13 protein-coding genes are annotated in these 13,924 nt (G+C 45.1%); 8 read left to right on the top strand and 5 right to left on the bottom strand.

The features are described from left to right. The 3 genes from NCCP2222_RS10885 to NCCP2222_RS10875 form a co-directional block, all read right to left on the bottom strand. Window positions 1-501 (bottom strand): LiaF domain-containing protein (locus NCCP2222_RS10885; RefSeq protein ID WP_248512291.1); only part of this gene is annotated, 501 nt, incomplete at its 3' end. A 181-nt stretch (window positions 502-682) separates the two neighbouring features. Beyond that, window positions 683-1,315 carry a PspA/IM30 family protein gene (locus NCCP2222_RS10880; protein WP_248512290.1) on the bottom strand — a complete coding sequence of 211 codons (633 nt, stop codon included), beginning with the start codon at window positions 1,313-1,315 and terminating at the stop codon, window positions 683-685. A 13-nt stretch (window positions 1,316-1,328) separates the two neighbouring features. Further along, complete coding sequence (locus NCCP2222_RS10875; RefSeq protein WP_238079102.1) at window positions 1,329-1,676, bottom strand: lmo0954 family membrane protein; 348 nt, start codon at window positions 1,674-1,676, stop codon at window positions 1,329-1,331. A gap of 189 nt (window positions 1,677-1,865) precedes the next feature. Between NCCP2222_RS10875 and NCCP2222_RS10870 the strand changes: the two genes are divergently transcribed. The 4 genes from NCCP2222_RS10870 (at window position 1,866) to NCCP2222_RS10855 (ending at window position 6,694) form a co-directional block, all read left to right on the top strand. Next, window positions 1,866-3,014 (top strand): thiolase family protein, encoded by a 1,149-nt coding sequence (locus NCCP2222_RS10870; RefSeq protein ID WP_248512289.1) that lies wholly within the window; start codon window positions 1,866-1,868, stop codon window positions 3,012-3,014. A gap of 15 nt (window positions 3,015-3,029) precedes the next feature. After that, complete coding sequence (locus tag NCCP2222_RS10865) at window positions 3,030-3,800, top strand: SDR family NAD(P)-dependent oxidoreductase (RefSeq protein ID WP_248512288.1); 771 nt, start codon at window positions 3,030-3,032, stop codon at window positions 3,798-3,800. A gap of 11 nt (window positions 3,801-3,811) precedes the next feature. Further along, complete coding sequence (locus tag NCCP2222_RS10860) at window positions 3,812-4,963, top strand: acyl-CoA dehydrogenase family protein (RefSeq protein WP_248512286.1); 1,152 nt, start codon at window positions 3,812-3,814, stop codon at window positions 4,961-4,963. A gap of 108 nt (window positions 4,964-5,071) precedes the next feature. After that, entirely contained in the window at window positions 5,072-6,694 is a 1,623-nt protein-coding gene (locus NCCP2222_RS10855) for a long-chain fatty acid--CoA ligase (RefSeq protein ID WP_248512284.1), read from the top strand. Between the two features lie 425 nt (window positions 6,695-7,119). Here NCCP2222_RS10855 and NCCP2222_RS10850 read toward each other — a convergent pair whose 3' ends face one another. Next, window positions 7,120-7,587, bottom strand: coding sequence for a MarR family winged helix-turn-helix transcriptional regulator (locus NCCP2222_RS10850; protein WP_248512282.1), 468 nt, complete (start codon window positions 7,585-7,587; stop codon window positions 7,120-7,122). Between the two features lie 150 nt (window positions 7,588-7,737). On the opposite strand from NCCP2222_RS10850, the gene NCCP2222_RS10845 reads away from it, so the two are divergent. The 4 genes from NCCP2222_RS10845 (at window position 7,738) to NCCP2222_RS10830 (ending at window position 11,513) form a co-directional block, all read left to right on the top strand. Further along, window positions 7,738-8,277: a hypothetical protein gene (locus NCCP2222_RS10845; RefSeq protein WP_248512280.1), complete on the top strand. Its 540-nt coding sequence runs from the start codon at window positions 7,738-7,740 to the stop codon at window positions 8,275-8,277. Window positions 8,278-8,412: 135 nt separating this feature from the next. Then, the gene (locus NCCP2222_RS10840; protein ID WP_248512278.1) at window positions 8,413-9,702 is read left to right on the top strand and encodes a DUF4139 domain-containing protein; all 1,290 of its coding nucleotides are present in this window, start codon (window positions 8,413-8,415) and stop codon (window positions 9,700-9,702) included. Window positions 9,703-10,067: 365 nt separating this feature from the next. Beyond that, window positions 10,068-10,679 (top strand): DedA family protein, encoded by a 612-nt coding sequence (locus tag NCCP2222_RS10835; protein WP_248512276.1) that lies wholly within the window; start codon window positions 10,068-10,070, stop codon window positions 10,677-10,679. A gap of 6 nt (window positions 10,680-10,685) precedes the next feature. Continuing rightward, the gene (locus NCCP2222_RS10830) at window positions 10,686-11,513 is read left to right on the top strand and encodes an undecaprenyl-diphosphate phosphatase (RefSeq protein ID WP_248512274.1); all 828 of its coding nucleotides are present in this window, start codon (window positions 10,686-10,688) and stop codon (window positions 11,511-11,513) included. Window positions 11,514-11,577: 64 nt separating this feature from the next. Here NCCP2222_RS10830 and NCCP2222_RS10825 read toward each other — a convergent pair whose 3' ends face one another. Beyond that, window positions 11,578-13,923 (bottom strand): ABC transporter permease, encoded by a 2,346-nt coding sequence (locus NCCP2222_RS10825; RefSeq protein ID WP_248512273.1) that lies wholly within the window; start codon window positions 13,921-13,923, stop codon window positions 11,578-11,580. Between the last annotated feature and the right edge of the window lies 1 nt (window position 13,924).

Here is a 13,924-nt window from a genome sequence, read left to right as displayed (position 1 = left end):
GACCTTCACCCGGCCAAGTCCTTGTCTAATGGCGATGAATGACGTCCTTTTCGGCAGAACGGTGTCGGTTACATCCACATTAATATCGCCGAAGAAACCTTGGATATGGACGTCTTCCCATTCATACGATGAGAAGGGCGAGGTTTGCACTGAAAATAATTTATTCTTCCAAATGCCGTTAGGTGTGACATTTTGAAAATCTTTCAATGGCCGAACTATTGTCTCTGCGGGAACACCCTTCCATAACTTATAGAGAATATATGCCAGACTTGCGAAAATGAGCAGTCGTAAGCTCCATAAATTAAGAAGTGCCAATACGACAAAGAAGATGCCGGTGAAAGAGATCCATTTGGAACGCTTTTTCACACCGAAATAAAGCAATCCGGCTCCAAGAAGGAGGAAGATGATATTTCCGTTTCCGAGAAAAGCGGCCTCCACAAATACGAGAAGACCAAAAGCGGCAATCCAAAATGTCATCTTATTTGTATCGAATGCTCTCATTTGTGATGCCCCCTTCTTGTTGTCGGATGGTCCTTAAAAGAAAGGACGGATTTACTATGGCTAGATGGAAACCGTGAGTCTGCGCCAACTGCGTTGATTCCGCGGAAATCACGCCGTCATTCCCAACTGAATCGGAACAGGATGACCCCATTCAGGATCATCCTTCCTCATCTTCTATAGTTTACACAATTTCCTCGCGTTTTGGAGCATTTTTCTCGAGTAATTCAAGTCTGCGCTCCATGGACGATGATTCGTAGTCCTTCTGGATTTTCCCGCCGAGGTTGTCAATGTACGCTTTCATTTCATCCATATTGGACATGTCTTTGTTTTCAGGGGAAATGATCTGATCCATACGGCGATGCGCGCGTGTGACATTTTCCTTGCCCATCAGCTGAAGCTGGCGGACTTTCATATCCTTCACTTTATGTTTCATTTCTTCGAATTTCCGTTCCAATGACATCAATTCATAGGCGGCTTCCGTTACGCTGCCGGACAGCTCCGCTGCCCGTTTTTCGTAGGAGCCTACTTCTTGCTCGGCAAAGGCAACCAGGTCTTCTTCACCTGTCGCGTTAGCAAGTTCAAGCTGCCCGCGCCGCTTTTCAGCCATTGCTTCCGCTGCTGCCAGTTCTTTTTCCAGCTCTTCTTTCAACTTTGCTTGACGATCCAGCAATTTTCCGACGGAGTCGGTTTGCTTTTCCGCTTCGCGAATGTATTGGTTCAACATCGCAATCGGGTTTTTGTTTTCCTTTTTATCGAGCAATGTGTGTAAATCAGCTTGGACTGTGTATTTGAATCGGTTCCATAATGAGTTCATCTGTAGTTCCTCCTTATTTTGTGATTTCGTTCCATTGGCGTTCAAAGTTGACGAATGGATCGTCACTCTGTGTGATAATGTCGTCTTTTTTCTTACCATCCCATTGGCGCCATACCCAGTACACGGCAAGCATTGCGATGATGGCAATAAAGGCTGGAATATTGGAGATTGCTGTCAATAAACCAATGACTAGGACGAATCCCCAAAACAGCTTTAGGAAGGTCGAATCTGTCTTCCTATAATAATGTACACCGGCAAATGCAATGGCGGCCGAGACCGCAAGTCCGATTAGCGATCCTACATTTGCGAGGACAACGATCGCTGCCGTAATGCCAAGTAACGCGAGACCAAATTTCTTCATGTTGTTGTTCCTCCCTTCGTTATATTCATATCGTACTCCGATTCGAAAGAAATCCATACGGGCGTGAAACGGATTTGCACCTACGACTTGAGACCGATTCATCCTAGGTCAGATTGGAAAAAGAAAGCCCTTTCATGTAAACTTGAAATATATGAAAAGTTGTTTAATTCAGAGAAATGGGGGATAGGCATGCGTGAAGTGGTCATTGTAGAAGGGGTGCGCACAGCTGTCGGCCGAAGAAAAGGCGGTTTTTCTCACTACCGCCCGGATGAACTGGCAGCCAAAGTGCTCGATGAATTGGTGTATCGAGCCGGTATTGACAAAGGGCTTGTCGATGATGTCATTTTAGGATGTGTGACGCAATCTGGCGAACAAGGGGGAAACATCGCGAGGACTGCTGCACTGATTGCAGATTTTCCTATCCATGTGCCTGGTGTGACGATTGACCGGCAATGCGGATCGAGCCAGCAAGCCGTTCATTTCGCGTCCCAGGCAATTGCGTCTGGAGATATGGATATCGTCATTGCTGGAGGAGTGGAAAGCATGACGCGGGTCCCGATGTTTTCAAATATAGGGGAAGCGAAGCCTAGTGCGTTGCTGACAAGCAAGCATGAAATTATCAATCAAGGGCTTTCAGCTGAGCGAATTGCAGAAAAATGGGGTTTATCCCGCGAAGCACTGGACGCTTATGCGCTAGAGAGCCATCAAAAGGCATTAGATGCCATCAGGGAAGGGAAGTTTTCTGCTGAGATCGTCCCTGTGGAATTGGAGCGGGATGATGGTTCGACGGCTCTTGTTGTGGAAGATGAAGGGCCACGACCTGATTCGACGATGGAATCGCTTGCCGGTTTGAAAACCGTATTCGAGGAGCAGGGAGTCATTACAGCAGGGAATGCCAGCCAGATGAGCGATGGCGCTTCAGCCGTATTGCTCATGTCGAAGGAGAAAGCGGAAGAACTTGGCGTGAAACCGATGGCTCGAATTGTGGAGAGATCTGTTGTTGGTTCGGATCCGACGCTGATGCTTACAGGTCCAATCGAAGCGACTCGAAAAGTGTTGAAGAAAGCCGGATTGACGATTGATGATATGGATACGTATGAGGTGAATGAAGCGTTTGCCCCCGTTCCGCTTGCATGGTTAATGGAGACCGGAGCCGATCCCGAAAAATTGAATCCAAACGGAGGCGCCATTGCGTTAGGCCATCCACTTGGCGCAACGGGAACTAAATTGCTCATTTCCATGATGAATGAATTAAAGCGGACGGGTGGAAGGTATGGGCTGCTTGCAATTTGTGAAGGGATGGGCATGGCGAACGCGACGATTATCGAACGGCTGTGATAGGGGGAGTTAAAAATGGATATGAAGTCGATATGTGCCGTTGTTACGGGTGGCGCCTCGGGGCTGGGTGAGGCGACAGTCCGTCGAATTGTGGAGGTTGGCGGAAAAGCGGCCGTTTTTGATGTGAATGAAGAATTGGGTACAAAACTCGTCCAGGAGCTCGGGGATGACCGGGTTTTATTCAGAAAAACGGATGTGTCCAGTCCGGATGAGGTAGAAGCAAATGTTGCGGAAGCAGTCAAAGCGTTCGGGTTGATCAATGCAGCCGTAAATTGCGCAGGCATTGCAACGCCGGGGAAGGTCGTTTCAAAAGGCGGCCCGATGGCACTTGACCGTTTTGAAAAAGTGATTCAGGTCAATTTGATCGGCACGTTCAATGTGCTGCGTGTCGCAGCTGCCGCGATGCTAGCCAATGAACCAAATGAGCATGGTGAAAGAGGTGTCATCATTAACACGGCTTCGGTTGCGGCTTTTGAGGGGCAAATTGGGCAGGCAGCCTATAGCGCTTCAAAGGGAGGTGTCGTTTCCATGACATTGCCGATTGCTAGAGAGCTGGCGGCAAGCGGTATCCGGGTCATGACGATTGCGCCAGGACTCGTCGAAACGCCTTTATTTGCAGGATTGCCGGAACCTGCACGCAAATCACTTGAGGAGCTGACGCTGTTTCCAAAACGGCTTGGCCGTCCTGCAGAATACGCGATGCTTGTCGAAAGCATTTTGAGCAATCCGCTATTAAATGGCGAAGTGATCCGGTTAGATGGAGCAATTCGAATGCAGGCGAAGTGAGGGGGATAGGAATGGCAAAATACCGTTTTGAGACGGATGAACACGTAATGTTTCGGGAGACGCTCCGTAAATTTCTCGCAAAAGAGGCAGTTCCTCATTTTGAGGAATGGGAAAGGAACCGTCTCATACCGACCGCCTTTTGGAAGAAGCTCGGCGAAATGGGCTTCCTCTGTCCACAAGTAGAGGAAGCTTATGGCGGGCTCGGTCTCGATTTCAGCTATGGCGTCATCATCGGTGAAGAAATGGAGCGGGTTGGAGCGGGGTTGACGGGTGTCGGTCTGCATAATGATATTGTTGTGCCTTATATAGAAGCGTACGGTACGGAAGAGCAGAAGCAACGCTGGCTTCCTGGCTGTATTAGCGGCGACTATATTACGGGGGTCGCCATGACAGAGCCGGGAACAGGCTCCGACCTGGCGAACATTCGAACGACGGCAATCCGGGATGGCGATCATTTTGTAGTAAATGGACAGAAGACCTTTATTACGAACGGCATTAACGGCAACCTTTTTCTTGTCGTAGTGAAATCTGATCCGCAAGCCCAGCCGAAACACCGTGGTATCAGTCTGCTTATGATCGAGGAAGGGATGCCCGGTTTCTCGAAAGGGCGGAAGTTGGATAAAGTCGGCATGCACTCGCAGGACACAGCAGAGCTCTACTTTGAAGACTGCCGTGTTCCGGCCGGTAATTTGATTGGAGAAGAAGGGAAAGGCTTTACGTATTTAATGGAAAAACTGCAACAGGAACGCCTTATTGTGGCGATTGCCGCGCAGACCGCTTCCGAAGATATGTTGGAAATGACGCTCGACTACGTAAAGTCGCGGCAGGCATTTGGCCAATCGATCGGCTCTTTCCAAAATACGCAGTTCAAACTCGCCGAGGTGGCGACGAAAATAGAACTGGGAAAAGCGTTCCTTGAATCGCTCATCGAAGATCATATGGCTGGCAAGGATGTCGTTACGAAAGTATCGATGGCAAAGTATTGGATTACCGAGACGGCGCGTGACATTGCGACAGAATGCATGCAGTTGCACGGAGGATACGGCTATATGGAAGAATATAAAATTGCGCGCAGATTCCGAGATATCCCGGTCGCTTCCATCTACGCGGGGACGAATGAAATTATGAAGATGATCATCGCCAAAAATCTCGGCTTGAAATGAATACAGAGAGCGCTGGGCACATAACGTACTGTGGGGTGTACTGTGCCCGGCCAGGATCAGGTTGTACAAGCATCAAAAAATATGGAATGGAAAAGGGGAGCGTTTCACATGATGCAAACACCATTATTACTATCGTCATTTATTAAAAGGGCGGAGCAGTTTTTTCCGGACAAGCTGATCATTTCACGCACAGGACCGGATACAATTCACCGGATTCCGTATCGGGATTTCGCAAAACGAACGCGGAAATTATCCAATGCACTCGAAAAACTAGGGATGACAAGAGGAACGAAAGTGGGAACGTTCGGCTGGAATCATCATCGACACCTCGAAGCCTATTTTGGCGTGCCGAGCACTGGGGCGATCCTGCATATGGTGAATATCCGGCTGGCGCCGGAACATATCGCCTATGTCATTAATCATGCCGAGGATGAAATTCTCCTCGTCGATGACAATTTGTTTCCGCATCTAGCAAAACTAGCGCCATTGCTGAAAACGGTTAAGCATTACATCATCATGGGGGACAGCAAGGATGTGCCGGAAACATCGCTTGAAAATGTTCACTCCTATGAAGCCCTGCTCGAAGAAGCATCGGATCAATATGTCTACCCGGAAGACCTTGATGAAAATACACCTGCGGGCATGTGCTATACTTCCGCAACAACAGGCAATCCGAAAGGCGTCGTGTATACACACCGTGGCATTGTACTCCATAGCTACGCACTGGGTCTTGCCGATGCGATGGGGATGAAAGAAAACGATGTCATTATGCCGGTCGTGCCAATGTTTCATGTGAATGCATGGGGAATGCCGTTTGCGGCTGTCTTCTTCGGATCGACACAAGTGTTGCCGGGACCTGGATTCGCGCCGCAGCTGCTTCTCGACTTGATTGAACAGGAAGAGGTGACGATTACAGCCGGCGTGCCAACCATTTGGTTAGCGGTGTTAAAGGAGCAGGACGAAAACCCGAGAGACTTGTCCTCCTTGCGTGCTATCGTCTGCGGCGGTTCGGCATCGCCAAAAGGATTAGTCCGTGCGTTTGAAGAGCGGTATGGCGTGCCTTTCATCGTCGGATATGGCATGACCGAAACGTCGCCGCTCGTCAGCTTGTCTGTGTACACCTCTGGCATGGAAGACCTTACGATGGACGAGAAAATCGATATCCGGGCCCTACAAGGACTTATCATGCCGGGGCTCGAAGTCCGCGTCGTCAATGAAAACGGCGAAGTGCCATGGGATGGCAAGACAATGGGCGAGCTAACGGTCCGAGGGCCGTGGATTGCAAGTGAATATTATAAAGACGATCGCACTGAAGAAGCGTTTAAAGATGGCTGGCTGTATACGGGAGACATCGCCGTCATGACAGAATTCGGCTACTTGAAGCTAACGGATCGAACGAAGGATTTGATCAAGAGCGGCGGCGAATGGATTTCCTCTGTAGACTTGGAAAATGCCTTGATGACCCACGAAGACGTATTCGAAGCGGCCGTCATCGCCGTGCCGCATGAAAAATGGCAAGAACGGCCACTCGCCTGTGTCGTGCTGAAAGAAGGACGTACAGCAGACGAGGAGAAAAAGAAAGAACTCCTCTCGTACATGGAAGGGCAGTTCGCAAAATGGTGGGTTCCGGACGATGTCGTTTTCTTGAATGAAATTCCGAAGACCTCCGTCGGGAAATTCTTAAAAGCGGCTTTGCGTGATCAATTGAAGGAATATCAGGTGGAAGTGTAAAAGAAGAGAGGGCCATCCGGTGTCGGGTGGCTTTTTTATGTGGAAGAGGAGAGGGATAGAGGTTGGTGAGGGGCGTCTGCGCGGGTGTGGGAGTTTATGCTCGGATGCGGTGGTGTTATGCGCGGGGCTCGGCAGGCACGCCCGCCCGCTTGTTTGGCAGGGGATTACATAGAAGCCTCCTTAGTTAATGCAACACACCCATACAATTGTAAACAGCTAAATATGTAAGGAGAAACACAGTTTACTTATCTCAACTGTTGACAACAAATTTAATTTACTTAATAATATAAATTAGTTACTAACTAAACTATAATAGCGAAGGGAGGAATTTTTTGATTGATTTAGTGAGCAAGTCATTGCAGGTTTACGACTGCTAGCAAAACGAAAAAAACCATAGTCCATAGTGGGACTACAGTTATGTTTCATTATCGGTAAGAGCTTAGAAATCTGATGGATTTAGTTAAAATATGTATAAGTTGCTGCGTATCTTCCGTGCCAAGATGTTGTCGCAAATCATGAAAGCGGTCAAATAGTTCCTGCTCTCTCTCTGCGACAAACTGATGTCCACTTTCGGTTGCTGATACGAGAATGGAACGACGATCGTTTGGATCAGTGGTGCGTGTAATGTAACCAATCTTTTCAAGCGATTGGATAACGTGTGTTACTGCAGCTGAGGTGATTTTAAGCTGCTTGCTCAGCTCTGAAACTTTGATGCCAGTTGTGCCTGGTGGACATAAATAGGTCAGGTGAACAAGCAGATTTGATTCGCTTTGCCGTAAATCCTTTGAAGGACTAAAAACATGGCCTATCCGTTTTAACTGGCCAAATGTGAAAGCGAGTTCTTTTGTAATCGCATCTATATTTTTATCTGAATGGTTATTGTCTGCAGACATCCCAATTACCTCCGTATATATAATAATGGATTATTTACTAAATTAATTACGTTGTCAAGAATTCGTATGCCTAACGGCTATTTACTGTTGCCTAATAAAAAATATTTTATTGTGGACTATAGAATTTACCTACTGAAGGAGTGTTGCTAGTTGTTAGTACAATTAAAACAAAAAGACCTGGATACCTTAACAGATGAAGCATTGCTGTCGGCTTGTTTTAACCCATTAATTATGGAGTATAAAAAAAGAATGTCAAAACAAGCAGGGAATAGTTCTGGTTTAAAAGAAATTTTCTATCAGGAGCTCACGACTGGGCAGAAAGCACTATTTGTATTTCGTGTCTATTACGATCATGCGATTGAATCGGAAAGTGAATTTTATTGGTGGAGTAGCTATTACTTGGCTCAAACTAAAATATGGTCATCGATTAAAGTTGGAATAAAGCATTTTGAAGATCCATCGATGCACCTGCTTTTAGAAGAAACAGAGAAAGTTTTAAGGAAAAATAATTGTCCTGCAACTTTAGATGGATTCTCAATTTCTCGGGAGGATCTAGAACGGAATACAGAGCTATCTACATCTATTAAACCTTTGTATAGCAGATTTAAACAAGATGCTCCAACTACAATTAAATATATTTGTCAATTCATCCGTAACAACAGGGGAGATTTTTTCGCATTGAATTATTAATGAATAACACCCTCTTTAAAATGGAAAAAATGCGCTTTGTTTTTTGAAAAAAGGGAATAGCGGTAGTGGGACTCAAATCGGCGTTGGGGTTAATACTATGAAGAGAAAAATTGTGAGGAAATTGGAGGTCATAGGATGCCAACACCCATTACAACAGCGAATGCTACTGCTTGCTCGCTAACTGTATATAATGATGGTTTTGCGTTAGTCAAAGATACACGGAAAGTTCCTGAAATCAGTGAGGATGACATGGTTCATTTCACGGAGGTGGCAAGGCGTATTGAGACCGACTCCATCATTATCGAAGGGATGGATGTGTCGGAACTCGAGTATTCTTTTGATTTGCTTGATCAACAAAGCTTGCTCGAAAAATATGTCGGCCGTGAAGTGAAAGTTTACGGTAGCCTGGATCGGGATGGACGACTTTATATGCTACTGCGTCCGGGGAATCCTCTTGTTCTGCAAGATGTGGAAACAGGAGAGATTGTGTTGGATCCACGCGGGGAGATTCGGTTTCCGGAAAATCCCGATGGATTGCATGCCAAACCGACGCTCGTCTGGAAAGTTGCTGAAAAACGGGAAAGTGAAGTGTGTGTGTCTTACTTAACAGATGGCGTCAAATGGGAGGCGGACTATGTCATCTCCTTGCATGGAGACAAGTTTGACTTATCCGCTTGGCTGACGATGACAAATGTTTCGGGCGTTGCGTTTAAGGACGCAAATTTACGTTTGATTTCCGGCACGCTGAACAAGGCGGGGAATGAAGATCAAAAAACGGGAAATCAAGAGCTGTCCCCAAAAGGCGGAGGCAAACAGAGCGACTCCTTTTCGGATTTTCATACGTATACATTCCCTACACCCATCACTTTGGAAAACCGCCAGCAGAAATTGCTGCGGCTGCTCTCGTCAGCAGGTTCTAAGGCGCAAACAATTTATGAAGTGAATAACCAATCGTCCAACCCCGACATCTATATTGAATTTGAGAATACAGAGGAGAACGGTCTCGGCTTTCCATTGCCTGAAGGGACTTTCAAAATGTACCGGACGAACCCGGTGGATGGAAGTGCCGAGTTTATTGGAGAAGATCGAATTAAGCATACGGAAGTGAATAAAAAGGTCCGATTGAAATCCGGTGAGGCATGCGATATTAAAGTGGAGAGCAAGGAAAGTGGCAAGTACAAAGAAGGCGGCTATGAATACACGGAATACCAGTATAAAATTGTCAATACAAAAGGTGAACCGATCGAGGCGTTGATTCGTCAGCAAGTGCCTGGACGTCTTTGGACGGTAGATGAATCATCCCATGAGTGGGAAAAGAAACAAAATAATATTTTGCTGCCAGTCAATGTTGCGGTTGATCAGGAAGAGACCGTGAAATTTACGATTCGACATGATCGTTCTGCACGCCGGACCATCGGATTCTAAGACTTCTGCATTCAAATAAGTTGCAGGCACCATCCTGTTGAAGCGGGATGGTGCTTTTCCAATGCCGAACTGAAGGTAAGATGTTTAATAATCAACACCCGAATTTTATTAAACTGTGCATAACTTTTTCAATCAGTAATGAAAATTCGGAAATTATTAACACTTTGCTGTACTTATTAACATATTATCGTGGATAAAGTAGTAATCGAGAGAGTTATCCACAAATCGAGTAAGTCATTACATAATGATTCATGGACTTGCGTATGTTGGTAAGGAAGAAGGCAACCATTCGAAAAGGAGTCCGTCCTATTAGTATTGCGCTCGATTGGTTGATTTAGTAAAGTTAAAAGAGCGCAGGAGGTATTATGGAAAACTGGATTACGGATTTCATGTCCAACTTTGGGTACATTGGCATTTGTCTTTTAATTTTATTTGAAAATGTGTTTCCTCCCATCCCTTCCGAAGTCATCCTGACGTTTGGCGGTTTTATGACGACGTATTCCGGCATGACAGTTGTAGGCGTCATTTTAGCTGCAACGGCGGGTTCGGTCGTGGGCGCGATGATTCTGTTTAGCATCGGCATGCTGTTTGACGTGGAACGGCTGGAAAAGTTAGTCGACAGATGGGGAGGGATCTTGCGGATTACCCGCAAAGATATCCACCGGGTCGATGCTTGGTTCCGCAAATTCGGAGTGTGGGCGGTTTTGCTATGTCGCCTGATTCCGTTAGTGAGAAGCCTCATTTCGGTACCGGCAGGAATGGCGCGAATGAACTTTCCGCTGTTCATTTTGCTGACTGCGATTGGCAGTCTGGCATGGAATACAATTCTTGTCCTAGTCGGCGCTAAGTTGGGTGAGAACTGGGAGGCTGTCCTGGAATACATGGACATCTACTCGACAGTAGTTTATATTTTATTAGGAATTGGCGGGATCGCGGTAGTTCTTTGGTATATCCGCTTCCGCAGAAAGAGAGCTTAATTAACTATGGATTTATTCGAATTGCTAAAAGCACTAATACTTGGTTTTGTGGAGGGTATGACAGAGTTCGCGCCCGTTTCTTCAACAGGTCATTTAATCATCGTGGACGATATGTGGTTGAAAACAGAAGAGTTTCTTGGAAAATATCCCGCAATCACATTTAAAATCGTCATCCAGTTAGGTTCGATACTGGCCGTCGTTGTGGTGTTCTGGAAACGCTTGTTCAGCTTGGTCGGCCTTTACAATGTGAATGGTAAGAAAATGAGCAAGAGCTTCAATCTATTGCACGTCATTATCGGAATGCTGCCAGCTGTTGTGTTGGGGTTTGCATTCAAGGACTTGATTGATGATTACTTGTTTGGCGTTAAGACCGTAATTTTTGCCCTTGTGGCGGGAGCTATCCTGATGATTGTCGCAGATAAATTCGGACCGAAACGGCCACGCGTTCAATCGTTAGATCAAATTACGTATGTTCAGGCCTTCACAGTCGGCCTGGTCCAATGTCTGTCATTATGGCCAGGGTTTTCACGCTCCGGTGCTACGATTTCAGGCGGTGTCCTGTTCGGATTAAATCACCGGACGGCAGCAGATTTTACATTCATCATGGCAGTGCCAATTATGGCGGGGGCGAGCTTAGTATCCGTCATGAAAAACTGGGAGTACATGTCGATGGACCATATTTCCTTCTACATTGTCGGCTTCCTGAGTGCGTTTGTATTCTCACTCATTTCCATTCGCTTCTTCTTGAAGCTGATTTCCAAGATCAAACTCGTTCCATTCGCAATTTACCGTATTATTTTGGCTGTTATCTTGGCAATCATCGTGTTTGCTTAATAACAAATAGACCTTCGCACTTTTCATGTGCGAAGGTTTTTTTGTGGATTAGCCAGTTTATACTCTACTCTGTAATCAATTCATACGCAGAAATTTTCTTGATTCTTCGAGCTACTAGCATGGAGACAAGATAAGCTAGTATAAAAATACCTGCACAAATCATGAATATAATGGGTAAATATATGATGAAATCCAAACGCTTCACCCCAGCACTGGACAGTAATACAGAGAGCATTGGATTGGTGAAGTAAAAGCCTAGCAAACCGCCTAGAACAGCACCAGTAAAGATAATAGGCAGCAGGCTGACAGCAATTTGATTCATCAATTGGATTGTTGAATAGCCGATAGATTTCATGATACCAAGCTCTTTCTTACGTTTGATAATCATCGTTTTGATAACCATATACAGAATCATTGTAACGACTAGTACAGTTATCACTAAAACCATTAGCATGACAGCAAACATGGCGTCCGTATACATGCCCGTTTGACTCTCGACGTTTTCATCGATATCTAATGTTTCAACGAGTTGATCTCCGTACTGGGCTTCGACCGTTTTCATGAAGTCCTTGTTCGATATTCCGTTTAGATAAACATAAAGACTCGTACCTTGATAGTCTGAATGCAACTGCTGGATTCCGTCCATTGTTATGGCAGCCACCTGGCCTAAATTTCCGATTGATTGGCTGAGGCCCGTTACCAAATAATTTTTCGCCTCATTCCCAACTCTCAATTCAACGGTATCGCCTATTCCTTTGTTAATTTGATTGGACACGACCCAAGAGATGGATATTTCATTTTCATGAATGGGCTGTCTTCCTTCGTAAACCACGTTGTTCTCTAAATCGCTATATTGCTTCGTAACATTTGTATAGACTGTCTGATTATCAATTTTCGTTGTAATTAAGTCGAAGATAGTTACTTTCCTTACATGGTCCATCTGTTCTATGTTACTCAAAAGCTCATCTGTGTTCGCATCTGGCTTTACCGTAACCAACACATTTGCTGGCTCAGCCCCGAACAAATTAATAAATGCGGTTTTGTCAGAAGCGATATTGTAATACAGAACTGCCGAAAAGACAGTGGCAAAGGTTAATGCAGTCATGATTAAGAGGATCATTACATTTTGTTTAGCATTTGCCAGCATCAATTTAATGGCGAGCAAGAAGTGTAGGCCGCCTTTTATCTTCTCTAAAGGGAAGTGATTTCTTCTAAAACTATGGGTTTGAATCCCCCCTCGCAGGGCTGCAACAGGCAAAATTTTGCGGACACGAAAGGCAGATAATAATGTAACGATGACAACACTCAAAACAACAAAGAAAACACTGATGACATTTAGGGGTAGATCAAAGCTTTGAATCCATATCAACCCAGATAATGTGGAAATTACACGTCCGAAAAATGGCATCAATAAGTAGGACAATGCAATCCCGGCTATACTGGCGCAAAATGTAATGAGCACGAACTGAAGAATCATGGAAGAGAGAATTTGTTTACTTGTATAGCCAATTGCTTTCAGTACACCTATATTGGTCATCCCGTCTTCAATGCTAATTGATACGCGGAAGCGTATGACAATTAGTGAAATAAGTACAATTATTGCTGCAAAAGCAATTAAAATTGTAGCGATGATATTAACAGTCATGCCGTTTACTGACTTGACTAGCCCAATGTCGAGACCCCAATAATAGGAATCTATTTCATCCTGTATTGATTGCTCGATTTCTTGAATGAAATCCTGATTTAACACTGAAGCCTGTGTTTTATCTTCCATTACGGCAGAAAACATTAGAGCATCGGAGCGATCATTCAGTTCATTTGCGAGTTGTCGATACGGTTCATTTGGCAACATGAATTTCATGACACCTAAATTGCTTGACCCCATCATGACCGTTTCAAAGAATCCAGCGATTTGATACTCATATTCTTTCGCTTGATAGGTGATGCTAAAGGGATCACCTAATTTATATCCTCCATTTGTTTTAAAACTATAAGGGACATAAATATCGCTTGGACTCGATGTATTCAGTTTTTCAATCAACTGCAGCGATCCAATGTTCCGTTTATCATCCGCATTAAATAGAACCGCACTAATCGTTAATTCCCCACCGCCAAACATAAATTTGGCAGCGTCCATATTGAGTATATTTTCTATTTCCATCTCTTGTATCCCTGGATAGTTATCTAAATAATCGCCGTATGCCGATTGGTACATCGCTTGATTCATGACAAAAGCGACTTGAGGTTCTTTTAGTTGTTCATTTTTATGGTCAAAAAAGTCACTAATTTGGGTGCTAACCATAAGACCGACATTCAAAAGTAGGGCCGCGACCAAAATAAATAGGAATAAAGAAGTCGTAGCGGATTTGCTTTTTTTAATATTTGCGATGGCTAGATTCATAATCTTCATC

The sequence above is a fragment of the Sporosarcina sp. NCCP-2222 genome, from assembly GCF_023168145.1.
GTDB lineage: Bacteria > Bacillota > Bacilli > Bacillales_A > Planococcaceae > Sporosarcina.
Note: the sequence above shows the minus strand (reverse complement) of the source record. Positions and strands in the feature narration are given on the sequence as shown.

Bases quoted from the DNA above. Each gene is read 5' to 3' on its own strand.
- NCCP2222_RS10880 (WP_248512290.1), bottom strand. From the start codon at position 1,315: ATGAACTCATTATGGAACCGATTCAAATACACAGTCCAAGCTGATTTA.
- NCCP2222_RS10875 (WP_238079102.1), bottom strand. From the start codon at position 1,676: ATGAAGAAATTTGGTCTCGCGTTACTTGGCATTACGGCAGCGATCGTT.
- NCCP2222_RS10870 (WP_248512289.1), top strand. From the start codon at position 1,866: ATGCGTGAAGTGGTCATTGTAGAAGGGGTGCGCACAGCTGTCGGCCGA.
- NCCP2222_RS10865 (WP_248512288.1), top strand. From the start codon at position 3,030: ATGGATATGAAGTCGATATGTGCCGTTGTTACGGGTGGCGCCTCGGGG.
- NCCP2222_RS10860 (WP_248512286.1), top strand. From the start codon at position 3,812: ATGGCAAAATACCGTTTTGAGACGGATGAACACGTAATGTTTCGGGAG.
- NCCP2222_RS10855 (WP_248512284.1), top strand. From the start codon at position 5,072: ATGATGCAAACACCATTATTACTATCGTCATTTATTAAAAGGGCGGAG.
- NCCP2222_RS10850 (WP_248512282.1), bottom strand. From the start codon at position 7,587: ATGTCTGCAGACAATAACCATTCAGATAAAAATATAGATGCGATTACA.
- NCCP2222_RS10840 (WP_248512278.1), top strand. From the start codon at position 8,413: ATGCCAACACCCATTACAACAGCGAATGCTACTGCTTGCTCGCTAACT.
- NCCP2222_RS10835 (WP_248512276.1), top strand. From the start codon at position 10,068: ATGGAAAACTGGATTACGGATTTCATGTCCAACTTTGGGTACATTGGC.
- NCCP2222_RS10830 (WP_248512274.1), top strand. From the start codon at position 10,686: ATGGATTTATTCGAATTGCTAAAAGCACTAATACTTGGTTTTGTGGAG.
- NCCP2222_RS10825 (WP_248512273.1), bottom strand. From the start codon at position 13,923: ATGAAGATTATGAATCTAGCCATCGCAAATATTAAAAAAAGCAAATCC.